Source organism: Streptomyces sp. NPDC048419, from assembly GCF_043200415.1.
Lineage (GTDB): Bacteria > Actinomycetota > Actinomycetes > Streptomycetales > Streptomycetaceae > Streptomyces.
In genome coordinates this window covers 1-26,452 of the sequence record NZ_JBICXT010000046.1, presented here as the reverse complement: position 1 = coordinate 26,452, position 26,452 = coordinate 1, and the positions used below count along the sequence as shown (strand labels likewise).

The following is a 26,452-nucleotide window of genomic DNA, read 5'->3' as shown; positions in this document are numbered from 1 at the left end:
CGGCGATGACGCCAAACCAGCGCACTCGGGGAGCATCTGCCTTGATCTCGGACCTTGCGAAGCAAGCAACCAGCGGAAGCGCCATAACCTGCACAACCCATGAACTGCTGCGCATTCGAGTGGTATGGCCCTAATGATAAGTACTGATTGCTCTTGGCTAATCACATTCCGGCACCGCACCGTGGGCTGGGGCCGTAGGTCAGTTTGCAGCGTGATCCGCATTCCGCCGCGTCCCAAGAATCACTCCGTGGAGCGCGATATGGACATTTATGATCCCTGTGTGACTCGCGGGCCCTTCTGCGGTGAGACTGCGGTGGCGATCTTGTCGCAGGCGCTGTTCTGCACCCCCCTTCAGCCGTCGCAGCGCCCTGACGCTGTGACGGTGCAGCGGGAAGTGCTACATCGACTCGGAGCCTGCGCAAGCAACCTCGGCTACTGCATCTGTGAGGTAGCACAGAAAGCTGGTGACTACCCTGAGTTGTACATCACGCGCATGGCCTGGTGCCGCACGACGGTGATCTGGGCGTTTGCAGCCTGCAGCATCGGCGTGAACATTCAACATCAGCGCCCGGCCGCGGCTTTCTCATCCTGAGCCGGGCGGTTTCAATGGCTGGACGGCTGCGACGATCTGGCTGCCGTGTTCGGCGCCTGCTTGCTGGTGAGCACCGTGACGTCCGGCGGTCGGACTTCGAGAGGTGGATCGGAGCCGCTTGGTGTGGCAGCCATCACCAAGGAGGCGCGAGCGCTTCAAAGGACCCGGCGGATGGACTTGGTGCAATGCGGTGTATGGGCAATTGAAAATATTCCCTTTTGGGTAACATTGGGCGAGGTGGGTGGTTTGGGAGCGGCGCACCTGATCGTAATTGTGTGTGAGCCTACTGGGGTGCCCCCGATTGGGTCTGGCAGTCGACCTTCGGTAGCTGTCGTGGAGAGCGGATGCGCTTTGGAGCAGCGGGTTCGAGTGCAGGGCGAATCTCTTGGCAAAGAATGTGCTCGTTCCACCCCGTCTCTTCAGGACAGCAGCCTAGGCAGAACCTCACTCCGCGCCGCTAGCTGTGAGCCACAGGCGCGCTACCCCGTCACCCAAGGACACTCGACACGATCATTGCGGTGGACAGCCGGAATAAATCAGGTACCATTCCCTTATGGCTCAGAAGATCGTTACCGTTTACACGGATGACCTCACTGGTGCGGAATCAAGGGAGGTGCAGACGCATACTTTCTCCCTGGATGGCGTGAATTACGAGATCGACCTGATCGCGGATAACTATGACAAGCTGTTCGAGGCGCTGACCCCCTTCATCGGTAAGGGCCGTAAGATCGGCCGGGTCAAGGGTGGCGCAGGGCGGGTGCGCAAGACGTCGATCGACGGTCCCAGCGCCGAGGAGCTTCGGGCTTGGGCCCGGGAGAACAATCATCAGGTCAATGATCGGGGACGTGTCCCGGCCAGCATTCGCGAGGCTTACCAGAAGTCTCACTGAGCTGTTTCAGAGTGGTCACTGATCGGTGACGCCGGTGGTGTGCGCAACGCATGAGGCTCCCGTGCCGTTGGGGGAGGTGTTCGAAGTCTCAACCCACAGGCACAGGAGCCGTGTTGGTTCCGTACTCTGCCGCACTCGACCTGCCGCACGAGCTGGTCGAGTGGGTCACTATGCTCATCGTCACCCACGAGGGTGACCGCCGCTGCAAACTCCCGCCGCACCAGCGTGCGCTGGTCGGCCTGGTGTACCTGCGGCGGCACGACGCCTCGCCCAACTCGCGGCCGGATTCGGCATTTCTGTCGGCAATCGCCCACGCCTACACGGCCGCGGTGATCGGTCTGCTCGCCGATCGCGCGCCCGTCCTGCTGTGCGGGCTGTGTGAAGCCGACCCGACTACGCCCTGCTCGACGGCACGCTTGCCGAGTACGACCGGGTCGGCGAGAGCCGGGCCGGCTAGCCTTACCCACCGGATCATCCGTATCTGTGAGCGCCAGGCGTACCGGTCGGGCCTTGACTCCGGATCTTGGACACTTGGACCTTGAATCAGGAGATCGGATGTCTCGTGGTCAGGTGAGCCCTTCGTATGGTTCGCCCGGGCGCATGGTCTCCTACGATGACTCGGCTGCCCATTACTGATCTCCTCGGGGTGTTGTCGGGGGTGCCGTGTGCTGATCCCTGCGGTAGGCCGGTGGCATGCCGGTACGCGCAGGGTGGCGGACTGACCGCCGGCGGCGGCGATTTCGGGAGCGGATCCGGTACGAGGCCGGTGAACGGTTCGCGCGGGGTGAGAAGTCCGCGCAGATCGCGGAGGATCTGAGGGTGAGTGAGCGGTCGGTGGAACGCTTGCGGCGCGTGTGGAGGGAGGGCGGGATGGCCGGGCTAACCTCGGCGGGGCTGCCGAAACTTCCCGAGCTGACCGGTGAGCAGTTCATCGAGTTGGAGAAGGAGTTGGCCCTCGGACCTGCCGAGCACGGCTGAGAGGACCAGCGGTGGACCCTGGCCCGGATCTGAGGTTTCCCGGCTGTGCGGTAGGTGTTGATCGGCTGGTCAGAGCGGGTTGACGGGTGTTCAGGTTCGTCGGTTCGGCCGTCGCCTGCTTGGTGTAGTGCTTCTCCTCGAACTCGATCGGACTGAGCCGGCCGAGCCGTTCCTGGATGCGCCGGCTGTTATCGAAGCCGTCGATGTATTCGAAGAGCGTGAGGTTCGCCTCGGCCCTGGTCGCGAAGATGCGACCGCGCACGCACTCCGTCTTGATCAGCAGCCTCAAGTTCTCCGCGGGAGCGTTGTCGTACGAGTCCCCGGCCGAACCCATCGATGCTTTAACTCCCGTCATATTGACAGCCGTGGTCGGCGTGATGGATGAACTTTGCCGTGCTCGACCTCGCGGACGCGAGGGCGTACTCCAGCGTGGTCAGCACCAGGTCGGCGTCCGCGTGGGCGGAGGTCTCCCAGCCACCACGCGGCGGGGGAACGCGTCGCGGATCGCCGAGAGCCACAACGGGCCCTCGCCGGTCGGGATCATGGTGAGGTCTACAACCTGGCCGCCCCGCTCCACATCAGCGGCGCATCCGCTACCCCCCCCGCGTGACCAGCCACCAGACGCTGTTTGCCGCTCAGCCCACTGAAATGGCTCCACGCATTCGGCTGCTGCGAGTAGGCATTGCTCATCCGTCGGGAGACCGCAGCCCGAAATATTGGATGTATGCACCGCTATTGGCCAACCCGCTGTGGTGCATGCTCACGAGTGTCACGAAGCAGCAATCGGCCTTCCTCGGCGGCCGGTATAGCGAGGAACGGGAGCCTGTTATGGCAGCCAGATCTAACCAGAACATAGCGAAGATCACACACGATTTCCGACTGGGAGCAATCCCAGACCAAATAGTTGAAGCGGCAAGGAAGGCAGCTGCTGCCCGAGCACTGGGGCCGGAGGATTGCAGTCTGCTCCTAGACATGCTGGGCCTGAATTCGTCGGCTGCTGAGCCGCCATCTACCTGTCTGCGTTGCGGCAAGGGCTACGCCCGAAACGGCACGGGACGGGCGGCCTGCTTCTGTTCCAGACGCTGCTACATGGAGACGCTCAGGGATGAACGAACAGCCTACAAGCAGGAATTCACGGGCTCACCACATTCCAAGCGGCATGACGCGGCCCATCTGGGCCTTCCACAGTCAGCGGTCAGCAGCGCGGGACAGGGATGAATCAGTCCTGGGATGAGACCTGGCAGAGGCTAGCCGCATGTGCGGATCCTCGTGTCGACCCGAATATTTTCTTCCCGCCCGCGGAAGCGGGTCGGCGTGGCTGGGACAAGCCGGCCAAAGAGATCTGCCGCACATGCATGGTCATAGAGCCCTGTTTCCGCATGGCGGTACGCGAGGGTATTACCGAAGGAATCTGGGGCGGGCTCGGCGGATGGGAACGCCATAGGAGAGGTGGTCCCCGCCCCCTTCACCGCAGGCGCCCTAGCACGACCTGAACCGAGACGGGCTGGCGGTGGCGGACGGAGAACAGCGGCCTGATACCGGACTGTCTCCCGGGGACATTCCGATCTGGCCGCTATCCGTTGCTGTTGGAAGCCGCGGGATCGCCGCGTTGCCTGAAGGCGGCCTGATGATCGGGAGGTTAGACGGCGGGCTCGGGCGGACGCCATCTACGGCCAGTCGGCAGTTGCGCCAGCAACTGCTCGCACGACTACGGCGGATGCGGTGGCGACTTGGGTGACCAGCGCTGCCGCGAGTGAGCCGAAGGCCGCAGACGCGCCGTGCTGGCCACGGACCCTGAGCTGAAGGCCGAGACGCAGTCCAAGCTGGACCTTGGTGTGGAGACGCTTCCCATCGGCGGGCCCGCTGGCCTGATCAGCGTAATCGGTGTGAACTTTCACATGGTTCATCCCGGCTCAAGTGTGGGACATCCAGAAAGTTGATCTTCGTGGGAGTAAGGTGCGCCCACCTACCCGGAATTGGCCACCCTCGCGCTCGGCTGACACACCGCGGGAGGCAATACCAGGGAGTGCAGGGAGAAACTGTGCGGGTGGCAGGAGTGCAAGTGACTGGCGGGTTCCGGGTACGGGCGATGGAGCCGGACGATTACACATCGGTGCTCGAGCTGATCAACGCAGACCGGCTGCCGGGCCAGCCCGCCGCCGACCCCGACCTGCTCACCACACCGGCCCACGACGATCTTGGCCAACCAGCCACTCTGGTCCTGGTAGACAGTGCGGCCAGGATCTGCGGCGCAGCCCACTGCGCCCAACGCGTTAGTGACGGTGTTGGCCTGATCAGCTGGCTCCATGCAGGTGAGGATGTCGACGGAGTAGCCGCGCTGATCACAGCGGCTCGGGGTCATCTCGGGCCCGTACGCATGCTCTATGCCGGCACGGGATCCACACTCACGCCCCAGTCAGGAACCTTTCAGCTGCCCGGCGTCGCCCAGCGCCGTCACTGGGCCACCACCCAGGCCCTGCGAGCCGCAGGCTTCACCCCCGCCGCCAGCCGGCTCTACTTCCACCATCCCCTCACACCGCCACCACCACAGCCTGTCTTCCCCCTCACAGAACTCCGCCCTCAGACCGACCCGCCGGGTGTCCAGCTCACGCTTTTCGAGACCGACGGCCAGCACATGGCTACCGCCGTCCTGTACGCCCACGACGACGAACACTGGCAGCTGTGGCACCTGGCAGTGCACCCCGACCGCCGTCACCGAGGCATCGCCTCGCATCTCCTCGCCCAATGTCTCCACACCGCTCATGCCCGAGGCGCCACCAGCGCCATCGCGCACACCGACGAAGATGACCACATCAGCGTCCGTCTCCTTGAACGTGCCGGCTTCACCACCATCGACACCCTCACCATCCACTGCCGCCGGCCGTGACCCTGCCGTCGCATAGCCTCAAGGGGGCGTCTGCGCAGGGCCCACCGCGGCTCCACACAGGATGACTGCCCCCGCTGCCGGCGGCGCTTGAACTGGACAATGAGGCCGCGGTCGGCTCCTGGCGGGATAGGCGTCCACAGCTGACCGAGGACTTCGCGGCGTTCGCCGGACTGCTGGGCATTCCCACCATCAAGTGCCAGCCCCGCGATCCGGAGGCCACGGGGCTAGTGAGCGGGCCAACGGCTATCTGGAGACCGGCTTTCTGCCCGCCGGGTGTTTGCCTCGCCCGCCAACTTCAACATCCAGCTCGCCGACTGGCTCAGCAAGGCTCATCGGCGCATCCACCACACCCTGCATAGCCAGCCGTCGGCGCGGGGATCGAGGCGGACAAAGCCAGGGTGCTGCCGCTACGCCGGTCGATCCGCCGGGCTGATTGCGGACTTCGCTGAGGCTTCCGCGCGATCAATACCTCAGCAACGACGCTCCAAGGGCGACAGCTACCGCATGCGCGGCCGCAACCCCGGACGGGTTCCCGCCGCCAACACCGGGAAATGACCAGTATCAACGGACAGGGCGAGGACCACTTTTCATCCGGTGCCAGCCCTCCACGATTCAGCCGCTACCGAAACCGAAAGAGCCCCAGCCCCTCCGCTGCCGGTGTGATGCATGGAATCACCACGCCAACGAACGAGGGGCCCTGCCCTGTCACCACCCCCACTGACCAGAGACCATCTCACCCGAAGCTCTACCACGCTCATGCCACCTTCAGGGCGACATGCGAGCCTTCTGGGTAGACGACCCCGACGCGAGGACGTGACTGTACCTCGAAGGGAAGCGACACTCTGATTGCGTCGTCCGATGCCAGCGGCCGGATCACGGACAGCATGTCGTAGAAGCCTTCGAGCGAGCTGATCGTTCCGGATTCAGTGAATTGGAAGATCGAACACATCCGAAGCGCTGCTCGCTTGTTCGTGGTTCCCAGCCCAGGCAGCATTTCGTATCCGGTATTCGTTCCGGAAAGCTCGTAGACGGCTGTTGCAACACCGTCAGCGGAAACCACTTGGAGGTCGGACACTGCGGAGTCAGGCAGGGCTCCTGCCCAGTATTCTATGATACGCTCCAGCCACTCGTCACGAGTACAAGAAATGCCGGTAGCGTTATCGAAGAAGTGGAAATCATCCGCGAGCAGGGACTTCATCTCTTCCCAGTCCCGCTGATTGTAGGATGTCCACAGCCTTCCTATAGTGGAGGCATATGTGTTGGGCATGAAAGATTCCTTCCTTTTGCGGCGCTTCATGCAAGTGGAGCAGCGGAGGTAGCGGGCCACCCGTCTCCCCAATGATCCGCGTAGGTGACCGCTTCGACGGGAAGGCGATTCGTCGTTGTGGCAAATCGCTTGAGCGGATAGCCGAGTGGAATAATTGCCGCTGGTGCCGCATCGCCTGGAGCGCCAAGAATATCTCGCAACTGATCGGCCATGCTGCTTTCGGAGCCGGGCCACTCATCAACTGTTTGCACAGTGGTCATAGTGCTCCCCAATCCGACCGACCGGGCCGCGAGCATGAGATTCTGAAGAGCCGGATAGATGGATGCGCCTGCGGTGAACCCGACCGGGTTTGTATTGCTCGGAACAAAGAAGGCAATGATCAGAACCGGGGCGTCCCCTATGTTTGCCGCAAGGGTCTGCGCCGCCCCGGTCTGATTGGATTTACTATGCACTGCTCCATTTATTTCAGAAGCCCGTTCTAGGTATTGCTTCAGACCATTTCTGTACCATTCCACCACGGCTCGCCGCCGGCCTTCCTCCCTCACCACGACGAATCTCCAGGGCTGCCGGTTCTTCCCCGATCCGGCACGCGTGGCATGATGGATTACGAACTCGATAAGATGAGCAGGCACAGGCCTCTTATGAAACCGTCGAACGGCACGCAGAGTGCTGATACAGTTCGAAACAGCGATAACGTCCTGAGCGTCCATCGCAGCGGAGCCGGACGTGATGCTGAATGGCGGAGAGGTGCGCTCGCCGAGACCGGTTGCGGATTGCATTGCAATACCCCTCAATCTGCGTCGTGCGGCTGCGATTCGGCTGCAACCAGGAATGGGACTATGCTTTGGAGCTTCTCGCAGGTCTCTTCATACTCACGAGCCGGATGGGAACATGAGGTAACGCCGGCGCCGACCTGAAGCCAGGTCGATCCGTTTCTCGAGAAGACCGAGCGGAGAGCGAGCGCGACATCCATGTTCCCGTTTACGTCGCAAGCGAACACCGCACCGCCATACAGGCCCCTCCGTGTCTTTTCCATGCGTCCGATGGCTTCGGCAGCGAGACGTCGCGGAACCCCAGTGGAGGCGGCACCTGGAAACAGTTCAGACAAGGCTTTCCACGCGTTGATGTTTTCGGCGAGGGTGGCTTCGATACGCGACCCGAGGTGCTGCACGCTCCCACGATGGACGACCTTGAGGAATTCACTCACTCTGGCAGTACCCGGGACGGATATTTCTCCAATCTCCCGCAGCGTTTCGTCAACGGAAATCGCGTGCTCATATATCTCTTTCGGATCGCTCTTAAGATCGCTCTGGAGAGTTTCCTTCGCGGAATCATCCTCCCCGGCAGAGCGGGTTCCCGCGACTATTTGGACGGTGGCCTCTTGGCGGTTCAGCTCCAGCACGGTCTCCGGGCTGAATCCTGCGGCTGCAAGCCCTCCCAGGTCGAATAGGAAAGATCGAGCCGGCGTATTCGCGCGCCGACCCTTATCGTAGGTTGCGCAAAGGTCGACCTGCCCATCCACGTCCAACCTTCGGGACAGTATCACCTTCTGGAGATCCGTCTTTCCTATTTCCTCGACCGCGCTCTCGACCATGCGTCGAAATGTGTATGCCATGCCATGCACCGTGAGATCTCCTCCGCGGTGCTCGCGGTGGCTCCTCCTGCTCAAGGCAGCCTCTTTGAGGCTTGGAATGACTGCCGGGTTGAGGGCCCGGATGAAGATTCCCGCGTCACTAACCTGGACTTCCACCTCTGGGATCACTGCGGAGTACAGAATGCCCTCGGTCTCGGTAGGCCATGCGGCACCCAGTTCGAACGCGGCCCACCCGTAGACGTGCCAGTTCTCGATCGGTGCGGCCTGGAAGATGTCTCCCGCCTGCACTAGCGGATGTCGGCCGTCGCTCGGCTGTCGGCGACCGTCGACATAAAACCCCGTCCCATCTGCATTGACCGCGTAGGCCGCCCCTCCGGCATAGGACCAGCACCCTGAGGACTCGTAGACCACATACGGTTCGTAACCTGCGGCGTCGACGAGGTTTAGGACCGTGTGAAGCGGATCTGAATCCACAGGAACGCGAAGCTCGTGATACTTCATGGTCAGCCCTTCAGGAGGCCGGCGCGGGGGCTGGCGTCAGTGTCTTATCGGCCACAAGGCTGCGAAGCGCTGCCTTGTTAATTTTCCCAATGGACGTCTGGGGTAAATCATCCAGTATTTCCAGGCGCGACGGCAGCTTGTACTGCGCCACCCCCAGGCCGGAAAGAAAAAGGCGTATCTCCTGCAGAGTGACGACACAGCCCGCGCGCAGGACGATGCAGGTGCAGACTTGCTCTCCGAGGGACGAGTGCGGGGCCGCGACGACAGCGACACGCCTGATCTCGGGCATCTCGTTGAGAAGGTCTTCCAGCTCCTCCGCGCTGATCTTCTCACCGCCTCGGTTTATCAGGTCCTTCACACGACCCTCGACGACAAGGTTCCCGCTGGGATGCATTCTCACAAGGTCGCCCGTTCGAAACCATCCATCCGAGGTGAATGCTTCCGAATTGTGATCGGGGGCACGGTAATATCCAGAAAAGACGCCGGGGCCGCGCACAAGGAGTTCACCCGTGCTGCCGAATGGAAGGTCGCGGCCAGCGGAATCAACGATCTTCATCTGCTGTGCTGAATCCACAGGACGGCCCTGCGTTTCCAAGACTACGTCTTCCGGATCATTAAGGCGTGTGGAATTTAGCATCCCCTCGGACATTCCGTAGACCTGTTGGACCGCGCATCCGAATGTCGACTCAGCTCGCCGGGCATGGTTGGCCGAAAGACGCGATCCACCCACTTGAAGAACATGCAGGGCGGAAAGGTCCCACCGGGCCGGATCGTAAGTTTCAAGCCAGCGACCGACAACTGCTGGGACAGCTGCAGTGTGCGTCACTCCTTCGCACGCCATAGCTTCAAAGGCGATCTCCGGACGCGGTGATCTGATCATCACCACACGGCCGCCGACGAGCAGCGTTCCAAAGATTCCCGGGCATCCAAGTGGAAATGTGTGTGAGGCCGGCAGTGATACCAGGTAGACAGTGTCACTCGAGATGTCAGTCACCAGTGAACTGCTGACCACCCCGTACAGGTAGTCCGAGTGTTTCCTGGCTACTACTTTTGGGAGCCCTGTCGTGCCTCCCGAGAGCAGGAAGAGCACGTCATCCGTCAGGACCGAGGTGTAGAAGGGGGCCCCGGGGTCTGATGTCATCAGGTTTTCAAGACCGATGCATCCGGGAGGTACGTTGTCGCATCCGGATATGAAAATTTGCTCAACAGAGGCACAATTTTCCGTGACCTGTCTCGCAAGACCCACGAACTCGTCAGCTTCCCCGCTGATCACAATGCCCCTGGCATCCACGTGATCAGCTATACGCGTCAATTCGTGTTCCCTGTGCGCATGCAGCATCATTGTGGGCACTACTCCCGCCCTCATGCATGCGAGGACAACGACGACCAGTTCCCAAGAATTGGGCAGATGGACGAGAAGGCTATCACCTGGCATTATCCCATGATTCAACAGACCACGGGCCATGGCCCTGCTCTTGTGATTGAGATCGGCGTAGCTAAGGCGCACTGCCCCGTCGACGAGAGCCGTACCTCGGGCGTGCTCCGCACTGGCGCGATCGAATGCAGACACGAGTGTTTGGGCGTCGGAGGCGCGATCGGCGGGAATGTGGATATGTGGATCCATGATGGACTCCGAATAGGGGTTGTCGGAGGGTCTGTGGTAGGACACCTACCGGGGTCTGGGTTGATCCTTTTATGCTCGCCCGTCAAACGGTGATGAGCGCAGCTCCCGCGTAAAAACCTGTGCCCACACTTGCAAGGAGGACGGTTTGCCCAGGTTTGACTTTTCCTTGTCGGATGAAGTGCTCCGCCGCAACGGGTATCGCAGCCGAGGACAGGTTCCCGACATGTGGCAGATTCGACAAAACGCGGTCCGCTGAGATACCCAGATCCGCTTTGAGCGTGGCCTGGACACCAGCGGTACCGGAATGCGGAATGATCCAGTCGATGTCTGTGAGGCTGAGCCCGTTTCTTTCCAGTACGGTTCGAGAGACGTCGACCAGCGATCGGGCTGCCAGCTTTATCAGGTCGCGTTGCTCAATGTGGCAGCGAGTGTAACCGTCAGGGGTTATGTCCATGATGTCATTCTGGTCAGCGATTGACCGAAGCTCGACATCGCGGATAGCACTCGATCCGCGGGCCGGCGCCTCCAGTACAGCGGCGCCTGCACCGTCGGAGTAGATGAGTGTGGCTCGACTTCCCGGCCTCGCGCGTTGCGAGGTCGTCTCACTTGCCACCACCAAAGCGCGACGGTATCGCCTTGATGTCATTAGTGTACTGGCCAGGGTCAGGCCGACAACGAAACCCGCGCAGGAGCAGCAAACGTCGAACGAAAATGCCTTACTGGCTCCGATCATCTGTTGGATGCGCGGAGCCGTATCTGGTAGGTAACGTCGTTGTGTCCAATTGGACAGGATGACGAGATCGATGCTTTCCGCCGAGACTCCGGAGTGTTCCAGAGCGCGCTGGGCAGCCCGCGCTCCCATTTCTGCTATTCCTTCGCCGCGGCCTGCACGGTAGCGAGTGTGCACGCCGATCCGCTCAAGCCGTTCGCGACTGATGGGTTCATCCAGAGGAGGAATCTCGGTAATGCGCTGAGACGGCAGGTAGCTGCCGAATCCTGTTATGGATACACCGTTCGTCAAGGAGATCGCCTGACTCAATTGGATCGGTCCTCTTGTGCGGGTTAGTTAGGAGTGGAACGGCATGCCGGGCTCATACTGCCTGCGTTGCGGCGGGTTGTGCCGGGAGCCCGTCGAGGCTGTGACGCCAGCGCATCTTGGTCGCGTTTTCAGCTTCATTGAGCACTCACAGGTTTGTGTTGCTGGTGAGGGCAACGGCGGCGTTGTGTCCACCTAGTCCGAAAGACAATGCGATGCCGCTATCAGGATGTGTTTCCTTCTGCGGATCGCCACCGAAGCTCATGTCGGTAAGGCCAGCTACACTGCCGGCGTTGAGCGTGCGAATGACGCGCCGGTGGTGAAGCATCAGAGCAGCCGCGGCGATGTTCAAGCTACTGGCGGCGCCAAGGGTGTGTCCGTAGATCGGTTTGACCGAGATCAAAGGTGTGGTGGCGGTCTGCTGTCCGAAAGCCTCGCGCATGCAGTTGATCTCGGCCCGGTCGCTCATTTCGACGCCGTTGCCGTGCCCGACTACGAACCCGATCTGGGACGGTGCCAGGCCCGCTTCCTTCGAAACCGTTCGGATAAGCTCGGCGGGTCGTGCACCGGAGACGTCGACGCGGGTCGGATGGGAGCCGTTGTTGGCATAGGCAAAACTGCTGACTTGGGCCAAAATGGTGGCTCCGCGCCGCTGCGCATGGTCGCGGCTTTCTAGCACGAAGGTCACTGCGCCTTCGCCAAAAGCGTTGCCCGAGTGCTCGCTATAGGGGCGTAGACCCCTTTCCGGAACGCGATTTTCGAAACTGAGCAGTCCCGCGTCCTCGTACATGCGGTAGATCGGCTCGATGAGGATCGATTCATGCCCGGAGGCGAGCGCGATGTCGATACGTCCTTCGGACAGTTCACGAAAGGCGTGGCCGAGCGCAACTGCGCCGGAGGAGCAGGACACGGCGAAGGTGTAGGCCGGTCCGCGAACGCCCAGCAGCGCGGCAGCTAGGCCCACGGCCTGGCCTGGTGTGGCGAGGGCGAGCATGCGACTGCGGTAAAGGTCGCGCGCCTCGGTGGTCTGTTCCCGTCGCGCGAGATCGTCCCAAAATGCGAAACTTCCGCGCGATGTCCCGTCGAAGAGGCCAGCCGCCGTACATGCCAGAATTGACGGCTCGATCGCGGCGTCGTCCAGGGCCAGCGCTAGGGAGGACAGGTAGAGCTGGACATCCCGTGGAGTGTCGGGCCTGAGATCCGGGGCGAGGTCTCCGAGATAGCGGGCGGCGTTGAATTCGTCAATCTTTCCCATAGGGCAAACACGGTCCGTGCTGCCCGGGACAGGATGGAGCCGCAGTTGGGATTCCGCGCGGGACAGCTGACGCCATAGGTCATCCCGGTTGTCACACCCAGGAAGCAGGGCACCTATTCCAGTAATGACAATATCCTGCATTCACTCAATTCCCTTGAGTTGGCCGACTTGGCCGCCGATCCGCTTCGTCATTCCAGTGGATTCTGCACACCCGGCCTACCCCCGCTGGGGGAGAAATGGCTACGAATATTTGGACAATTTGACTAAACCGCAGTCCGGCTGAATCCTGCTTGAGTAATCGCTACTCAGATGCAATCCGCGATATGGCGCTCGTGTGCCGAGTCGTTAATTTTCGGCAGTGTGTAGTACGGGGCCGGGGCTGTTTCAAATTCTGGTCGATCAAGTGAAGTTGGCAGTCGCGGCTCTGTGACGATGTTCGTGAGAGCGCTACGTCCGCTGCCGAGGCGCCCATCGTGACCGGATGCCGCTGCCAGTCCAAGCCTTGGGCGTCGCTACTTGACGTCCGGGTCGTGACGAACTGTCAATTCGGCAGGGGCTCGGGAACGGGACAGGCATGGGCTTCCAAGATCATGAAGCCAACTGCCGCCCTGCTTCGGGATATCAAAGTCGACCGCTCACCGCCGTTTTCTGATCTGGTCCAGAGCCGGCGTCTGGAGCCGCTTGCCCCGTGCTGCACCGGCTCGACGACGCCGGCCTGGTCGACGTCACCCGCGTCGTCCTCGACACTGCCCACGTCAGGGCTAAGAAGGGGGCGAACACACAGGTCCGAGTCCCGGGGACCGGGGCGAGCCGGGTTCCAAGATGCACGTCCTGTCGGAGGCGAACGGACTGCCGCTTCTTGTCGGCGTCGAGGTGGGCAACATCCACTACAGCGAAGGGTTGAAGCCCATGGTGGCGGGTCACCAAACGAGACACGATCCGTATCGCGGCCGGTACTTCAAGCCCCAGCGCCTCCGCGCAGACAAAGCCTACGACTGCCCGGACCTGCGGAAATGGTTGCGCGGCAAGCGCATTGGAGTCCGGATCGCCCGCAAAGGCATCGAGTCCAGCGAGCGATTGGGCCGTCGCAGATGGGTGATCGAGCGGACGATGTCGCGGCTGTCCGGCTACCGCAGACTCAGCCTGCGATACGAGCGTAATCCTCGCAACTACCTGGCCTTCCTCGGCCTGGCAGCAGCCCTGTGCCGCTACAAGCGACTCGTCCGCCTCACCACGTAGGACGCGGCCTTACTAGGATAAAGGGCAATCCACCTAGCTAGATCAAACGCCTCTAACACGCTTGAGCCGGAGATCGCAGACGGCTTACAGAAGCCCGCGAAGCGCAGGTAGGTCGTGGTTTTCAGAGAAGACGTCGTACTGATCGACTGTGAGGGACGGCCAGGTGCACGCTTCCATTATTTGGTTGGGGGTGTCATTTCCCTTCGCTAGATCGCCAGCGGTCCAAGCGACGGAGCTTGTGTTGGGGCGACGGAAGGTGCACAGCTCGGTGACCACAGTCCGGACTGCACGACCCGGGCTCGTCACGTGGTCCACTGTCCGGACGAGCCGCGACGGGCTGCAGGAGGTCAGCACGATCAACTCGGCAGCGTTCGAAGCCAGGTCGGCTGCGCCTCCCGAGCCCACGAGAACCCTGTCGGGGTGGAGATGAGTGGAATTGATGTCGCCGCGGCTATCGATCTGGGCCGCGCCAATCACAGCGAGACAGGATTCGCGCCCGGCTCCGCACGACCAGGCCCCCAGTACGTCTTCGATGCCTGTGAGGCGGGCGGCACGGGAGATGTTGCGGTGCCCCAGCAGAAACGGATCCGCCTCCCGTCCGCAGTCGACTCCGTGTAGGCCCGTTTCGATCATGACGGGTACGTGCAGGCCGGACTGGGAGAGGCGAAGCTGTGCCAGTCGTGAAGCGAGGAATGATTGGCCGATCCCGGCGAGGATACGGCGGTGACCTCGTTCCTGTACTGCTCGGACTATGGCTGAGGAAGCGCGAAGTATGACGGACTCGGATGGCGCGGCGGGCCCATAGAATCTCTTTCTCTCCGGAACTTGTGCGGCCTGGCGCGCGAACTTGTCGTAGCGATACTCCGAGGGATGCCCAGCGATGATCTCGGTGGTGAAGCGTTCGAAGAGCTCCGGACTGTCCGTCATGCGGCGCCACATCAGGTACGCATTAGGATCATCTGGATATCCTTCTACGTTCGATCCGGGGGGCGTATAAAGCGGCTGCGGATACGCCCCGCCAGGAACTTCGCATATTGCAGTCACATGGCCAGCCGGAATAACGACGGATCCCGCGCTCCGTTGAATAGTGGCAGCATCGACAATTTTCTCGACCGTGGCAATCACACCCGCTTTTGCGGAAATAGCCGAGTGGAACCCCTCACCGTAGGGAGGGTAGGCAACGACGGCGCCGTCCTTCGATCCAAGGGCTCCGTGCACAAAAGTCACGTCCGGCCGGAGGGCGGAAACAAGACCGACGGATTGTCCCGCCTCGACGGGGTCGCTCACCTCGAAGTACCGGCCGGCCTGCCGCAGCCGTCGACCGAGGTCTGTGTCACCCAGGGGTGTCGTCGTACCGTACGGCTGCCCCTGGGCGGCGGCCCGGAATGCGGATACATAGCTGAGCAGACTCCAGTGCTCCAGCACCGCTCCTTCCCGGGACAGCAAGGTATATAGCTGGTTCGGACGCGGGGTTGGATAGTTATCTCCAAAGAAACATGAAACATATTTCTTGCCGAGCCTGAAAAGGCCGAGCAGATGTGCGGCCGAGTGGAATCCAGTTGTGCTCAGTACGAAATTTGGCTCACTCGCCGAAAAGCGCCTTGCAAGGGCGATGATGGCTGCGTTGGAGCGACTTGGTGTCGACGGAAAATGAAGGTGCATTTCTGGCTGAACGAGGCCTCCTATAGCGTCGTCCAGGTTGCATACTTTCGCCATGGAACATCCCAGGATGAGGTCGGCTCGTTTCAGATTTCAGGGGAGGTGTGATGTCCGTGACCGCGCCTGTGGGCCGTATCAAAGATCACGCTCGTCTAGGCAGGACAGCCGCATTATGATCGCCGATTTCGAAAGAGGCCGGGGTAAGACCGTTACCGAGTGCCGGGACACGGCCCTGCGGGCGGCAGGGAGACGGGGATCGGTTGTGGAAGCCGCCGACGTACGAGTACCTGGTGTGTCCATGAGGCGCCTCAAGGTGGAGCAACTGTGCGATGGAGGGGTGATCCAGCTGGGAAAAGGCACCAGGATATTGAGCCGGCACTGACTCTCGTCACCTTGGGGATTCCAAAAGCAATGTTGGCGCCGTGCGGTGGTTCGCCGGGGGAGTGCGCGTGTCCTGCCTCGCGGTGATGTCTCTGGATCCGGCCGACATGGGTCAACGCTGCTGGACGAGGCGCTGGAATCGGACCCTGCATGCCTTCGGGCGTCGCCTTCGACGGCCTCACTCATAACCGAATTCAACTTCACAACTAACCGTAGTTACACCGTAACTGGAGAGGGGCGCCGGAAGGGCTGCGCTGATCATCTCGGAGACAGGCCTCTGCTGCGGCAAGCGACTCGTCCGCCTCACATGTAGGACACGGTCTGCCGTCCCGCTGCTGCTGCCCGGTGACGGCGCTGGTACTTGGGGGGTTATGCGGCCATGCGGGCCCAGTGGGTGATACCGCTGCTGTGATGGCAGATTCCGTGGGTCTGGGTCAGGGCCTCGACCAGATGCAGGCCACGGCCATGCTCATCCGGCGTGCAGGAAGAACTCCACACGCCGTCCTGTGCGGCGGGACCACCGTCGCTTACTCCGACCCACACCCGGTGATCAGTGTGCTGGCGATGCAGATGCAGCACCAGCGGCGGCTCGGCATGCTCCACTGCGTTGGTCACCAGCTCCGAGACCACCAGCACCGCGGCCTCGGCGGCGTCGTCCGAGGTGCCCCATCCGGCCAGCACCGCCCGTGCCAGCCACCGAGCCTGTCCCACCGCCTCGGGCCGGTGCTCCAGCCGCCACTCGGCACCGCTGACCGGACGCGGCTGGGCATCGCCTTCCGTCGGCCTACGAGGAGTGGGGATGTGGACCGGCGTGGCCCTCGTGTGGCCAGTAAGGGCGGCGCGGACGTACTGCGGGGCGTGGGACATCGGTGCGGGACGGCGGATGGCAGTATCGGTAGTAGTGGCATACATCGTGATCACATCCACGAGACGGTTAAAAGGCTTCCAGATCGATTCCTTCTACTGCCAACACTCGCCAACAATGGCAGACCGGACATTAGGGGCCACCCCCCAAACCTCCCCTAACTCCCACGGCGTGAGCCAGCTCTCGAAGGCGGCCTGGAAGGCCTTCAACGGCGTCTTCCGGCGCCTCGTCCAGCGGTCTTGGCCCGTGCCCGGCCGGGTCCGGAGACGTCACCGCGAGGCAGGGCCCACTTCGGGGCAGCGTTCTCTGCGGTGAAGTGGTGGCCTGCGGGTTTCGGGCTCAGCGGATGCGGGCTTTGCGCTCTCGGCGTTCCCTCATCCACCGGCTGTGGCGAGCGGGTTTCTTCGTGCGGTCCGTCGGAGGGCCCCGCATGTGGCGGATGATGACGTTCGCGAGTTGTCGCTTGTGAGCCCGGTGGGCTCGCGTCTCACCCTGTTCCCGGCGATCTTCCTCGCGACGTAGGAGCAGCCCTCGGCACCTGACCTGGTGACGTGCACGAGGTTCGGGAGTGGGTTCACGTTGCGGTTGCCGATGTCAGGGCGATGGGGGCAAGCCGCACCAGCGGGTGAGCGCCTCAGTGGCGTATCGGCAAGGGTAAATTTCCGAAGCGCCTGTGGCTGGCTTTCTGTTTGTCACCACCGTCGCGCTGCACCACGTCTCTTCCGGGTTCGAGGAGTTCCTGCGGCAGCGGTCCACGAACAGCCATGGGCTGTCCAGCGACACCACGCCGCTGCTGGCGCAGTAGTCGCGTCCAGGAAGACCTACAGGGACAGGTCGATCCGCCGGCGCCGCTCCAGCAGCGAGGGGAGGACGGCCTCGGTCCGCACCTTGGAGATCTTCAGGTACTCACGCGAGCGGCCTCGATGGCCTCAGTCGATTCGGCCTCGATGAGCCTTTGTCGGTGGCGGACGCGTTGGTGCTCTGCTCTCTGAATTTTACGCCGTTGTGCATACTCTGTTACGCCTCCTGCCGCCGGATGCTAGCGATCGCAGTTTCGGTGACCCTCGCGCCTCCCTCCAAAAAAGGCAGATCCGGCTGAGTAACTGTCGACACAGATAGGTATCAATTACTCAGGCTGGTGGGTGGGGTGCAGGGGGCTCATTGGAGAGCGCATCCACTACCGAAGGAGCTGATCGTGCCTTCCGTTATTATTCTTGAAGGCGGTCCGCAGGGCATGCCGAGCACTTGGGAGGGATCCGCTCCTCCAGAGGGTGATGTCCTCAAAATCCCTTGGGGCAACGGCTACGAACATTTCAGGCCCACAGGAGAACGCCAGCACGCCGGTGGCACTCGAGTGGATATATACCATTGGATCATGCGAACGAAGATCGCCGAGTAGGTCAGAGAGCGCGACGGCTTTTTCAAGTGGCCCGTGATGAGACCTCATCGGGACGGACTGCCCGTTGAACGTCCAGTCGAAGGTGTAGCTGGTGGTCGCGAAGTAGTCGGGCCGAGACTCCTGGATCGTGTAGGCCACGAACGGATGGTCCACCGACGCGATCAGCTGGCCGCCGGGTCTGAGCAGACGCCGCAACTCGGCCAGCGTCGGCCCCAGGCCTCGAGGTAGTGCAGCACCAGCAACGCGACCACGTCGTCGAACGCACCGTGGTCGAACGGCAGGTGCACGCTCAGGCCAGCCATGTGCAGGGCTACTTCGTCACCGAGCCGCCGCCTGGCCAGTGCCAGCATCGCGGCGCTCGCGTCGATGCCGGTGACGGCGGCGCCACGGTCGCGCAGTGCGACGGCCAGGGGGCTCGAGCTGCAGCCGGCCTCCAGGATCCGGCGGCCGCCCACGTCTCCGGCAAGGGCTAGCACTGCGGGCCGCTCGTAGTCATAGCCGTTGACCCGGCCGGATCTGCGGACAAGGTGACGCTCTCGGGCACGTCGGTAACGCGCTCGACCGCCGCCTAGTGGTCACATGATCTGCCGGACCGAACCCACGCCGAGCGGACCCTCATGGCACCACGACAAGCTTTCCGGTGGCTTCGTCGTTCTCCATGTACTGGTGGGCCGCGACGATGTCGTCGAGGGCGAAGATCCGGTCCACGTTCGGCCGGTGGACGCCCGCCTCGACCTCCCCCACAATCCGCTGCAGCACGGCCGCGCCCGTGCTGCCCTTGAAGTCGTCGCTGTAGAACGCTGTGAGTTCGGTTCGGGACGGGATCATCGCGATCGGTTCGAAGTCAGGGATCATCCACCCGCTGAGCGAGCCTGAGATACATACCGTCCCACCACGACGGACCAGGCGCAGCGAGTCCACCGCCGTGCTCGTCCCGATGAGATCCAGGACGTAATCGGGGCCCTCCGGCCAGATTGCGCGAACCGTCGCCGCCGATCCACCGTCGTCGACGATTACATGGTCGACTCTGGCCGCGGTCAGCGCGGCGACCTTGCCCCGCTGCCGAGTCGTGGCCGCGGTCTCGAGACCGTAGCCGCGCGCGATCGACGCGGCCGCCATCCCCACCGACGACGTCCCGCCTCGGATCAGCAGCCGCCCCTTGCCACCGGGCGCGACCCCCAACGCGTCCAGCGAGCCCTGCGCCGTCAGGTAGGTCTCCGGGAGGGCGGCCAGGACGTCCCACGGCAAGGTGGTGGTGATCGGCATCAGCAGCGCGTTCGGCAGTAGCGCGTACTCGGCGTAGCCGCCGTCGAACTCCCGGCCCATCTCGCTCATCACCGCCGCGACGGTCGTGCCGTCCGGCACCAGCGGATCGGTGGAGGCCGCCACGACTCCCACGCATTCGATGCCCAGCACACGCGGGAACCGCACACCGGGGGAGTGTCCTTGGCGGGTCCGCAGTTCCGACCGGTTCAGGCCCGCGGCCTTCACCCGCACCAGGCTCCAGCCCGCCCGCACCGCGGGTACGGGCCGCTCATGGATCTCCAGCATCTCGGGGCCGCCCGCCCCGACACAGACCGCCGCGCGCATCGTCGTCATGCGTCCACTGTCGCAAGCCTGCCGCGTGGCCCGCCACCGGTACGATGCGACGTTATGCCTGTTGGCGGCCAACTTCCCGAATCCGGTTGGACGTCACAGATTTGGCCGTCCGGTGGCACGAGCCCGGTGCATTGAGGTTCTCCCGAGACGGAGGGGCTTCACGCGCCGCGACTCGAGGGCCGTCCTCGCCCCGGACCTGGTGGAGCGGGACTTCACCGCGAAGGCCCCGAACCGGCTGTGGGTCACCGACCTCACCATGATCCCGACCGGCGAGGGCCCGTTGTGACTCTCGGCGATCCGCGACGCGTTCCCCCGCCGCGTGCTGGCTGGGAGACCTCCGCCCACGCGGACGCCGACCTGGTGCTGACCACGCTGGAGTACGCCCTCGCGTCCGCGAGGTCGAGCACGGCAAAGCTCATCCATCACGCCGACCACGGCTGTCAATATGCGTCCATGAAGCTCACAACTCGCCTGATACGGGCGGGAGTTAAAGCATCGATGGGTTCGGTCGGGGACTCGTACGACAACGCTCCCGCGGAGAACTTGAGGCTGCTGATCAAGACGGAGTGCGTGCGCGGTCGCATCTTCGCGACCAGGGCCGAGGCGAACCTCACGCTCTTCGAATACATCGACGGCTTCGATAACAGCCGGCGCATCCAGGAACGGCTCGGCCGGCTCAGTCCGATCGAGTTCGAGGAGAAGCACTACACCAAGCAGGCGACGGCCGAACCGACGAACCTGAACACCCGTCAACCCGCTCTGACCAGCCGATCAACACCTACCGCACAGCCGGGAAACCTCACATTCCCATCCTCACGGACACCTGGTGCACGCTGCCCGAGGCGTCCTGTCCGTCCACACCCCCTACGAACGCCTACGACAGAAAGCCCAGGGTCCCCCTGTCATAGGCGTCCGTAAGCTGCAGGCGGTGGTGCCAGTCCGGCCAGGAGCGGCCTTCGAAGTGGTCCAGGCCCAGGCCTTGTTGAGTTCTCGGGTAGTCGTGCTCGATGCGCCAGCGGGCCTTGGTCAGCCAGACCAGGTCGGCCATCAAGGTGTTGGTCGGCAGATTGGACAGCCACCAATCGGTGGGAGCCTCGGCGTCTTCGGGCCATTTGATCAGCAGCCAGCAGCCAGCAGGATCCGTCCCACCACCCTTGTCCGGCCGAGGTGGCGGCTTTGATCGGGCGCTTGACGGCTTTGCCGGCCGGGCAACACGTGCGGCAGCGAAGCGGGAACGTTGCCCCGCCAGGTGAGGGTGGTGAAGGCGTCTCGCTCGCGTCTGGCAGCAAGGGCCGCCACCGAGGGTGCCCGGTGGCGATAGCGGGGCTGGGGCCAGCAGCCGACCGTCCCGTTGCGGGCGGGGGCCTCAGGATCGGCGTCGAATGAACGTTCCCTACGGTCGGCAGCACGGGACTGTCGCTGCGGTCTGCCACGAGCTCGGCGGCCTACCCCACACGCGTGGCTGCCACCTCGAAGGAGAACCTTCGGCACGCAGGGGCGTTGACGTCACGGCTCTCACCCTTGGTCCTGACCACCCGCTGGTGAACGCGCCGCCAGGGCCCCCTCGACGGCTGCGGCCGCCACGACGATGCGGAGATCAGCTGCAAACCGCCCTCACCATCTTCCTCAATGTCTACGGCGAAACCACGACGAGACCGCCGTGACCACTCACAACCTCGCAGCGCTGAACGCAGGACCAGGGGAAGACAGGGTCATGGGTCATGAGGTCTGGTTCGGGTAAGTGCAGCGGGGCGCTGGAATGCCGCTGGCGTCCGGCCGTGCCGGGATGATCCAGCTGTCGTTGCCGGTGAGCAGCGCGGTGAGGTCACCCCGGCCGTGGTCGGCCGTGGCTCGGTCGAGTTGCTCTGTCATCAGCGTGTCGTAGACCGGGCGGCGGACGTCGCGCAGGACGCCGATGGGGGTGTGGTGGAGGGTGTCGTTGTCGGCGAGGCGGGTGAGGGCGAAGGCGGTGACGGGACTGGACGTGCCAGCGTCGTGAACGAGGAGGTGCGCTTCGTTCTCGGCGGTCACCGTGTCCAGGTACAGTTCGCCGTCGGGTCCGCGGAAGACGCCTCGGCCGGCGCCGAAACGGATCGGCTGCCCGTGTTCCAGGCGGATCAGTGCCTCGTCCCGGGTGCCCGGCTCCTTGAGTATCTCGAACGCGCCGTCGTTGAAGATGTTGCAGTTTTGGTAGATCTCCACCAGTGCGGTGCCCTCGTGCTCGGCGGCGGCCCGCAGCACCGAGATCAGGTGCTGCCGGTCGGAATCGATGGTCCGCGCGACGAAGCTCGCCTCCGCGCCGATGGCCAGCGACAGCGGATTGAACGGGGTGTCGAGTGCGCCCATCGGCGTGGATTTGGTGATCTTGCCGAGTTCGCTGGTGGGCGAGTACTGCCCCTTGGTGAGGCCGTAGATCCGATTGTTGAACAGCAGGATTTTCAGGTTGACGTTGCGGCGCAGCGCGTGGATGAGGTGGTTGCCGCCGATGGAGAGCGCGTCGCCGTCACCGGTGACCACCCAGACCGACAGGTCGGGGCGGGAGGAGGCGAGGCCGGTGGCGATGGCCGGGGCGCGGCCGTGGATGGAGTGCATCCCGTAGGTGTTCATGTAGTACGGGAAGCGGGAGGAGCAGCCGATACCGGAGACGAAGACGATGTTCTCTCGGCGGATGCCGATCTCCGGCATGAAGGCCTGCACAGCCGCGAGGATCGCGTAGTCCCCGCAGCCGGGGCACCAGCGCACCTCTTGGTCGGTCTTGAAGTCCTTGGCGCTCTGCGGCGCATCGCTCTTCGGCACCAGCCGCAGCGAGAGGAACTTCTCGGTCATCGCGCGTTGTCCCCCTCGCCCAGGGTGCCGATCGTGGCCCACAGCACGTCCGCCAGCTGCGTTGCTGTGAACGGCATTCCGCGGACCTGGTTGTACGACTGGGCATCCACCAGGTACTTGGCGCGGAGCAGCAGCGCGAGCTGGCCCAGGTTCATCTCCGGCACGATCACCTTGGTGTAACCGGCCAGCACCGCACCGAGGTTGGCCGGGAACGGGTTCAGGTGGCGCAGGTGCGCCTTCGCGACGTGGCCGCCGTCGGCGCGGACCTGGCGCACGGCCGCGGTGATGGGGCCGTAGGTGGAGCCCCAGCCGACGACCAGGATGCTGGCCTGCCCGGTGGGGTCGTCGACCTCGATGTTCGGCACGGTGATCCCGTCGATCTTGGCCTGCCGGGTGCGGACCATGAAGTCGTGGTTGGCCGGGTCGTAGGAGATGTTCCCCGTACCGTCCTGTTTCTCGATGCCGCCGATCCGGTGTTCCAGGCCCGGCGTGCCCGGTACTGCCCATGGGCGGGCGAGGGTCTGCGGGTCGCGCTTGTACGGCTGGAACACCTCGCTGCCGTCGTCCAGGGTGTGGTTCGGTTCGGTGGCGAACTCGGCGGTCAGGTGGGGGAGTTCGTCGATGTCTGGGATCCGCCAGGGCTCGGATCCGTTGGCCAGGTAGCCGTCGGAGAGTAGGAGGACGGGGGTGCGGTAGGTCAGCGCGATCTGCGCCGCCTCCAGCGCCATGCTGAAGCACTCGGCCGGCGTGGCCGGAGCGACGATCGGCACCGGGGCCTCGCCGTTGCGGCCGAACATCGCCTGCAGAAGGTCGGCCTGTTCGGTCTTGGTCGGCAGGCCGGTGGAGGGGCCGCCGCGCTGGATGTTGATGACTAGCAGCGGCAACTCCAGCGAGACTGCCAGTCCGATCGTCTCCGACTTCAGCGCCACACCCGGCCCGGAGGTGGTGGTCACGCCCAATGCGCCGCCGAATCCCGCGCCCAGAGCGGCGCCGATGCCGGCGATCTCATCCTCGGCCTGGAAGGTGCGTATCCCGAAGTTCTTGTGCTTGCTCAGCTCGTGCAGGATGTCGGAGGCCGGCGTGATCGGGTACGAGCCGAGGAACAGCGACAGGCCTGAGCGCTGTGCGGCGGCGAGGAGGCCGTAGGACAGCGCCAGGTTTCCCGTGATGTTGCGGTAGGTGCCGGCGGGCAGGGCGGCCGGGGAGATCTCGTAGGAGACCGCGAAGTCCTCGGTGGTCTCGCCGAAGTTCCAGCCTGCGCGCAAGGCGGCGATGTTGGCCTCGGCGATGTCGGGCTTTTCGGCAAACTTGTGGCGCAGGAAGTTCTCGGTGCCATGGGTGGGCCGGTGGTACATCCACGACAGCAGGCCGAGCGCGAACATGTTCTTTGACCGCTCGGCGTCCTTGCGGGACAGGCCGCTGTCCCTGAGCGCCTCCAGGGTCAGCGTGGTCAGCGGCACCTTGTGTAGGTGGTACGCCTCGAGCGATCCGTCGGTGAGCGGATCCGCCGGGTAGCCGACTTTGGTTAAGGCGCGCTTGGTGAACTCGTCCGTGTTCACGATGATCTCGGCGCCGCGCGGCAGATCCGCCAGGTTGGCCTTCAGCGCGGCCGGGTTCATCGCCACCAGGACGTTCGGCGCGTCGCCCGGGGTCAGGATGTCGTGGTCGGCGAAGTGCAGTTGGAAGCTGGAGACGCCGGGCAGCGTACCGGCGGGGGCCCGGATCTCCGCCGGGAAGTTCGGCAGTGTCGACAGGTCGTTGCCGAACGCCGACGTCTCCGATGCGAACCGGTCACCGGTGAGCTGCATGCCGTCACCCGAGTCACCGGCGAACCGGATGACCACCCGATCCAGCCGCTGGGTCCTTGTAACGAGGGCCACGAACGAGCTCCCTTGGAAGGCAATACAGAGTGACAGTTCGCCATCAGGCGAAGACGGACGGGATACACGTCCCGAGAATGCGAACTCCGGGTGCGAATCCCACCCGCCTCAACCGTGGCCCAGACCACACTGCACAAGGATGAGTAATTGATACCCGGGGCAAAGGCTTGGGTTCTAACGCTTGTCGCAACGTTCCTTGATCATTGTGGATCGTTGATGGCGAGGCAGACGCAAGCGCAGGCTGGAGCTCGAGGCTGAACATTGACATCTTCTGGAGGCCGGGATGGGCAGCGTTCGAGGCATGCGGGCAACTCGGGATCGGACGTAAGACCGGCTACCGGTGAGTGGAGCCGCAGCGGAGTCTTCCTACCGGCAGACCAAGACCTTGCAGTGCGGCCGGGCAGGGAGTGCTACGGTCGGCTGGCCCCCAGCTGTGGCCAGGAAGTGTGGGTGCACCTGATCGCATCACTGCCTCGCACAGATCACGCTTGTCGACGACCACGGCATCGATCCGGACCGCATCTCGTTCGTCAAAGTCGTCAAACACACCCACCGCAATGTGATCCGCCAGCGCACCGACACTGGCAGCGAAGGTCCGCCGGAACCCGACAACGGGTTGATGGTCATGAACCGCAGCTGCCGTGAGTGAGGTACAGAGCCTCGGCGGACAGTGGGTGGTCGTCGAGGCGGGCGATGAGGGCGGTGACCTGGCGGGCGATGTCCTGTGCCGTGAGGCCGATCTCGGCGAGGATTTCCTCGCGCTTGGCGTGAGCCTGGAACTCCTGCGGGATGCCGAAGTTACGCAGCGGCAGGTCGACGTCGGCGTCGCGCAGCGCCTGGGCGATCGCGGCGCCGACGCCACCGGTGCGGCCGTTGTCCTCGACTGTGACGACAACCCGGTGCTCGGCGGCGAGGCGGGGCAGGCACTTGTCGACGGGCTTCACCCAGCGGGGGTCGACCACGGTGGAGGTGGTGCCCTGGACGTCGAGCAGCTGGGCGGCCTCCAGGCAGATCAGGGCCATCGCGCCGACCGAGACGATGAGCACGTCGGCCCGCTTGTCGACGCCTGGCTCGCTGCTCTCGCGCAGCACGTCCGTGCCACCGACGCGGCCGACCGCAGGGACGGCGGGGCCAAGGGTGCCCTTGGAGTAGCGGACCACGGTGGGAGCGTCGCCGACCTCGACGGCCTCGCGCAGCTGGGCGCGTAGCTGGTTGGCGTCGCGCGGCGCGGCCAGCCGCAGGCCGGGGACGACCTGCAGGATCGACATGTCCCACATACCGTTGTGGGAGGCGCCGTCGGTGCCTGTGACGCCGGCCCGGTCCAGGACGAAGGTGACGCCCAGCTTGTGCAGGGCGACGTCCATCAGGACCTGGTCGAAGGCCCGGTTAAGGAAGGTCGAGTACACGGCGACGACCGGGTGCAGGCCGCCTGTGGCCAGGCCAGCGGCGGAGACGGCGGCGTGCTGCTCGGCGATGCCGACATCGAAGGTGTGGTGCGGATACGCCTTGGCGAACGGGGCCAGGCCAACTGGGTGGAGCATTCCTGCGGTGATCGCCACGATGTCCTTGCGCTTGCGGCCGAGGGCCACCATCTCCTCGCCGAAGACGGAGGTCCAGTCCTTGCCGGAGGTCTTCACCGGCATGCCGGTGTCGGGACGGATGACCCCGACCGCGTGGAAGCGGTCCTCGTCGTTGTTCTCGGCGGCGTGGTAGCCGCGGCCCTTCTCGGTGATGCAGTGCACGATGACCGGACCGCCGAAGTCACGTGCCTTGGTGAACGCGGACTCCAGCGCCACCAGGTCGTGGCCGTCGATCGGGCCGATGTACTTGAGGCCGAGGTCCTCGAACAGGCTCTGGGGGGCCATGAAGTCCCGCAGGCCCTTCTTAGACGTCATCTCATTTGGTGAGTCTGCGGTAGCAGATGAGGGTGCAGGCGATGCTGGTGAAGGCCAGGAAGTGCTCGGCTTTGCGCTCGTAGCGG

At 63.7% G+C, this 26,452-nt stretch carries 20 protein-coding genes and 6 pseudogenes; 11 read left to right on the top strand and 15 right to left on the bottom strand.

Annotated elements, in window-relative coordinates; genetic code table 11:
* Window positions 1-211: 211 nt before the first annotated feature.
* The 4 genes and pseudogenes from ACGFYN_RS44565 to ACGFYN_RS44550 form a co-directional block, all read left to right on the top strand.
* Entirely contained in the window at window positions 212-592 is a 381-nt protein-coding gene (locus ACGFYN_RS44565) for a hypothetical protein (protein ID WP_393871715.1), read from the top strand.
* 553 nt (window positions 593-1,145) lie between these two features.
* Complete coding sequence (locus ACGFYN_RS44560) at window positions 1,146-1,481, top strand: Lsr2 family protein (protein ID WP_393871714.1); 336 nt, start codon at window positions 1,146-1,148, stop codon at window positions 1,479-1,481.
* Between the two features lie 113 nt (window positions 1,482-1,594).
* Window positions 1,595-1,932 (top strand): annotated as a pseudogene (locus tag ACGFYN_RS44555) (transposase family protein); the annotation flags it as partial.
* A gap of 242 nt (window positions 1,933-2,174) precedes the next feature.
* Window positions 2,175-2,303: pseudogene (locus ACGFYN_RS44550) on the top strand (hypothetical protein); the annotation flags it as partial.
* A gap of 106 nt (window positions 2,304-2,409) precedes the next feature.
* Here the strand turns inward: ACGFYN_RS44550 and ACGFYN_RS44545 are convergent.
* A complete protein-coding gene (locus ACGFYN_RS44545) occupies window positions 2,410-2,793 on the bottom strand; it encodes an IS3 family transposase (protein WP_393871713.1) in 384 nt (127 codons plus the stop codon).
* 880 nt (window positions 2,794-3,673) lie between these two features.
* On the opposite strand from ACGFYN_RS44545, the gene ACGFYN_RS44540 reads away from it, so the two are divergent.
* Together ACGFYN_RS44540 and ACGFYN_RS44535 are read left to right on the top strand one after the other, a co-directional pair.
* Window positions 3,674-3,952, top strand: coding sequence for a WhiB family transcriptional regulator (locus tag ACGFYN_RS44540; RefSeq protein WP_393871712.1), 279 nt, complete (start codon window positions 3,674-3,676; stop codon window positions 3,950-3,952).
* A 569-nt stretch (window positions 3,953-4,521) separates the two neighbouring features.
* On the top strand, window positions 4,522-5,346 hold the full coding sequence (locus tag ACGFYN_RS44535; protein ID WP_393871711.1) for a GNAT family N-acetyltransferase: 825 nt from the start codon (window positions 4,522-4,524) through the stop codon (window positions 5,344-5,346).
* Window positions 5,347-6,100: 754 nt separating this feature from the next.
* Here ACGFYN_RS44535 and ACGFYN_RS44530 read toward each other — a convergent pair.
* The 6 genes from ACGFYN_RS44530 to ACGFYN_RS44505 all read right to left on the bottom strand — a co-directional run bounded on the left by ACGFYN_RS44530 (window position 6,101) and on the right by ACGFYN_RS44505 (window position 12,764).
* Complete coding sequence (locus ACGFYN_RS44530; protein ID WP_393871710.1) at window positions 6,101-6,613, bottom strand: nuclear transport factor 2 family protein; 513 nt, start codon at window positions 6,611-6,613, stop codon at window positions 6,101-6,103.
* A gap of 26 nt (window positions 6,614-6,639) precedes the next feature.
* A complete protein-coding gene (locus tag ACGFYN_RS44525; RefSeq protein ID WP_393871709.1) occupies window positions 6,640-7,392 on the bottom strand; it encodes a nitroreductase family protein in 753 nt (250 codons plus the stop codon).
* 11 nt (window positions 7,393-7,403) lie between these two features.
* Entirely contained in the window at window positions 7,404-8,708 is a 1,305-nt protein-coding gene (locus tag ACGFYN_RS44520; protein ID WP_393871708.1) for a salicylate synthase, read from the bottom strand.
* A 10-nt stretch (window positions 8,709-8,718) separates the two neighbouring features.
* Window positions 8,719-10,332 (bottom strand): (2,3-dihydroxybenzoyl)adenylate synthase, encoded by a 1,614-nt coding sequence (locus ACGFYN_RS44515; RefSeq protein ID WP_393871707.1) that lies wholly within the window; start codon window positions 10,330-10,332, stop codon window positions 8,719-8,721.
* A gap of 82 nt (window positions 10,333-10,414) precedes the next feature.
* Window positions 10,415-11,371 carry a ketoacyl-ACP synthase III gene (locus ACGFYN_RS44510; RefSeq protein ID WP_393871706.1) on the bottom strand — a complete coding sequence of 319 codons (957 nt, stop codon included), beginning with the start codon at window positions 11,369-11,371 and terminating at the stop codon, window positions 10,415-10,417.
* A gap of 145 nt (window positions 11,372-11,516) precedes the next feature.
* The gene (locus ACGFYN_RS44505; RefSeq protein ID WP_393871705.1) at window positions 11,517-12,764 is read right to left on the bottom strand and encodes a beta-ketoacyl synthase N-terminal-like domain-containing protein; all 1,248 of its coding nucleotides are present in this window, start codon (window positions 12,762-12,764) and stop codon (window positions 11,517-11,519) included.
* Between the two features lie 459 nt (window positions 12,765-13,223).
* Here ACGFYN_RS44505 and ACGFYN_RS44500 point away from each other — a divergent pair.
* Window positions 13,224-13,862 (top strand): annotated as a pseudogene (locus ACGFYN_RS44500) (IS5 family transposase); the annotation flags it as partial.
* An 84-nt stretch (window positions 13,863-13,946) separates the two neighbouring features.
* Here the strand turns inward: ACGFYN_RS44500 and ACGFYN_RS44495 are convergent.
* Both ACGFYN_RS44495 and ACGFYN_RS44490 read right to left on the bottom strand, forming a co-directional pair.
* Window positions 13,947-15,578: a CoA-transferase gene (locus ACGFYN_RS44495; RefSeq protein ID WP_393871704.1), complete on the bottom strand. Its 1,632-nt coding sequence runs from the start codon at window positions 15,576-15,578 to the stop codon at window positions 13,947-13,949.
* A 693-nt stretch (window positions 15,579-16,271) separates the two neighbouring features.
* The gene (locus tag ACGFYN_RS44490; RefSeq protein ID WP_393871703.1) at window positions 16,272-16,769 is read right to left on the bottom strand and encodes an ATP-binding protein; all 498 of its coding nucleotides are present in this window, start codon (window positions 16,767-16,769) and stop codon (window positions 16,272-16,274) included.
* 671 nt (window positions 16,770-17,440) lie between these two features.
* Between ACGFYN_RS44490 and ACGFYN_RS44485 the strand changes: the two genes are divergently transcribed.
* Both ACGFYN_RS44485 and ACGFYN_RS44480 read left to right on the top strand, forming a co-directional pair.
* On the top strand, window positions 17,441-17,572 hold the full coding sequence (locus ACGFYN_RS44485; RefSeq protein WP_393871702.1) for a rhomboid-like protein: 132 nt from the start codon (window positions 17,441-17,443) through the stop codon (window positions 17,570-17,572).
* A gap of 429 nt (window positions 17,573-18,001) precedes the next feature.
* Window positions 18,002-18,166: a DUF5988 family protein gene (locus ACGFYN_RS44480; protein WP_393871721.1), complete on the top strand. Its 165-nt coding sequence runs from the start codon at window positions 18,002-18,004 to the stop codon at window positions 18,164-18,166.
* 24 nt (window positions 18,167-18,190) lie between these two features.
* On the opposite strand, the pseudogene ACGFYN_RS44475 reads toward ACGFYN_RS44480, so the two are convergent.
* Window positions 18,191-18,710 (bottom strand): annotated as a pseudogene (locus tag ACGFYN_RS44475) (class I SAM-dependent methyltransferase); the annotation flags it as partial.
* A 71-nt stretch (window positions 18,711-18,781) separates the two neighbouring features.
* Window positions 18,782-19,765 (bottom strand): zinc-binding dehydrogenase, encoded by a 984-nt coding sequence (locus tag ACGFYN_RS44470; RefSeq protein ID WP_393871701.1) that lies wholly within the window; start codon window positions 19,763-19,765, stop codon window positions 18,782-18,784.
* A gap of 112 nt (window positions 19,766-19,877) precedes the next feature.
* Between ACGFYN_RS44470 and ACGFYN_RS44465 the strand changes: the two genes are divergently transcribed.
* Complete coding sequence (locus tag ACGFYN_RS44465; protein ID WP_393871700.1) at window positions 19,878-20,051, top strand: hypothetical protein; 174 nt, start codon at window positions 19,878-19,880, stop codon at window positions 20,049-20,051.
* 167 nt (window positions 20,052-20,218) lie between these two features.
* Entirely contained in the window at window positions 20,219-20,683 is a 465-nt protein-coding gene (locus ACGFYN_RS44460) for an IS3 family transposase (protein ID WP_393871720.1), read from the top strand.
* Here ACGFYN_RS44460 and ACGFYN_RS44455 read toward each other — a convergent pair.
* The 4 genes and pseudogenes from ACGFYN_RS44455 to ACGFYN_RS44440 form a co-directional block, all read right to left on the bottom strand.
* Window positions 20,640-20,813 (bottom strand): hypothetical protein, encoded by a 174-nt coding sequence (locus ACGFYN_RS44455; protein ID WP_393871699.1) that lies wholly within the window; start codon window positions 20,811-20,813, stop codon window positions 20,640-20,642. The genes ACGFYN_RS44460 and ACGFYN_RS44455 overlap by 44 nt on opposite strands.
* Window positions 20,814-21,550: 737 nt before the next feature.
* A pseudogene (locus ACGFYN_RS44450) lies at window positions 21,551-22,591 on the bottom strand (2-oxoacid:ferredoxin oxidoreductase subunit beta); the annotation flags it as partial.
* The gene (locus ACGFYN_RS44445; RefSeq protein ID WP_393871719.1) at window positions 22,588-24,495 is read right to left on the bottom strand and encodes a 2-oxoacid:acceptor oxidoreductase subunit alpha; all 1,908 of its coding nucleotides are present in this window, start codon (window positions 24,493-24,495) and stop codon (window positions 22,588-22,590) included. The pseudogene ACGFYN_RS44450 and the gene ACGFYN_RS44445, both read right to left, overlap by 4 nt.
* 599 nt (window positions 24,496-25,094) lie before the next feature.
* A pseudogene (locus tag ACGFYN_RS44440) lies at window positions 25,095-26,360 on the bottom strand (transketolase C-terminal domain-containing protein); the annotation flags it as partial.
* Window positions 26,361-26,452: the final 92 nt, after the last annotated feature.

What these genes read in the sequence shown, in the direction of transcription:
- ACGFYN_RS44460 (WP_393871720.1), top strand. Translation starts at nt 20,219, where the DNA reads ATGAAGCTCACAACTCGCCTGATACGGGCGGGAGTTAAAGCATCGATG.
- ACGFYN_RS44515 (WP_393871707.1), bottom strand. Translation starts at nt 10,332, where the DNA reads ATGGATCCACATATCCACATTCCCGCCGATCGCGCCTCCGACGCCCAA.
- ACGFYN_RS44480 (WP_393871721.1), top strand. Translation starts at nt 18,002, where the DNA reads ATGCCGAGCACTTGGGAGGGATCCGCTCCTCCAGAGGGTGATGTCCTC.
- ACGFYN_RS44505 (WP_393871705.1), bottom strand. Translation starts at nt 12,764, where the DNA reads ATGCAGGATATTGTCATTACTGGAATAGGTGCCCTGCTTCCTGGGTGT.
- ACGFYN_RS44520 (WP_393871708.1), bottom strand. Translation starts at nt 8,708, where the DNA reads ATGAAGTATCACGAGCTTCGCGTTCCTGTGGATTCAGATCCGCTTCAC.
- ACGFYN_RS44525 (WP_393871709.1), bottom strand. Translation starts at nt 7,392, where the DNA reads ATGCAATCCGCAACCGGTCTCGGCGAGCGCACCTCTCCGCCATTCAGC.
- ACGFYN_RS44530 (WP_393871710.1), bottom strand. Translation starts at nt 6,613, where the DNA reads ATGCCCAACACATATGCCTCCACTATAGGAAGGCTGTGGACATCCTAC.
- ACGFYN_RS44495 (WP_393871704.1), bottom strand. Translation starts at nt 15,578, where the DNA reads ATGGCGAAAGTATGCAACCTGGACGACGCTATAGGAGGCCTCGTTCAG.
- ACGFYN_RS44540 (WP_393871712.1), top strand. Translation starts at nt 3,674, where the DNA reads ATGAATCAGTCCTGGGATGAGACCTGGCAGAGGCTAGCCGCATGTGCG.
- ACGFYN_RS44470 (WP_393871701.1), bottom strand. Translation starts at nt 19,765, where the DNA reads ATGACGACGATGCGCGCGGCGGTCTGTGTCGGGGCGGGCGGCCCCGAG.
- ACGFYN_RS44545 (WP_393871713.1), bottom strand. Translation starts at nt 2,793, where the DNA reads ATGGGTTCGGCCGGGGACTCGTACGACAACGCTCCCGCGGAGAACTTG.
- ACGFYN_RS44560 (WP_393871714.1), top strand. Translation starts at nt 1,146, where the DNA reads ATGGCTCAGAAGATCGTTACCGTTTACACGGATGACCTCACTGGTGCG.
- ACGFYN_RS44455 (WP_393871699.1), bottom strand. Translation starts at nt 20,813, where the DNA reads ATGGCCGACCTGGTCTGGCTGACCAAGGCCCGCTGGCGCATCGAGCAC.
- ACGFYN_RS44490 (WP_393871703.1), bottom strand. Translation starts at nt 16,769, where the DNA reads ATGTCCCACGCCCCGCAGTACGTCCGCGCCGCCCTTACTGGCCACACG.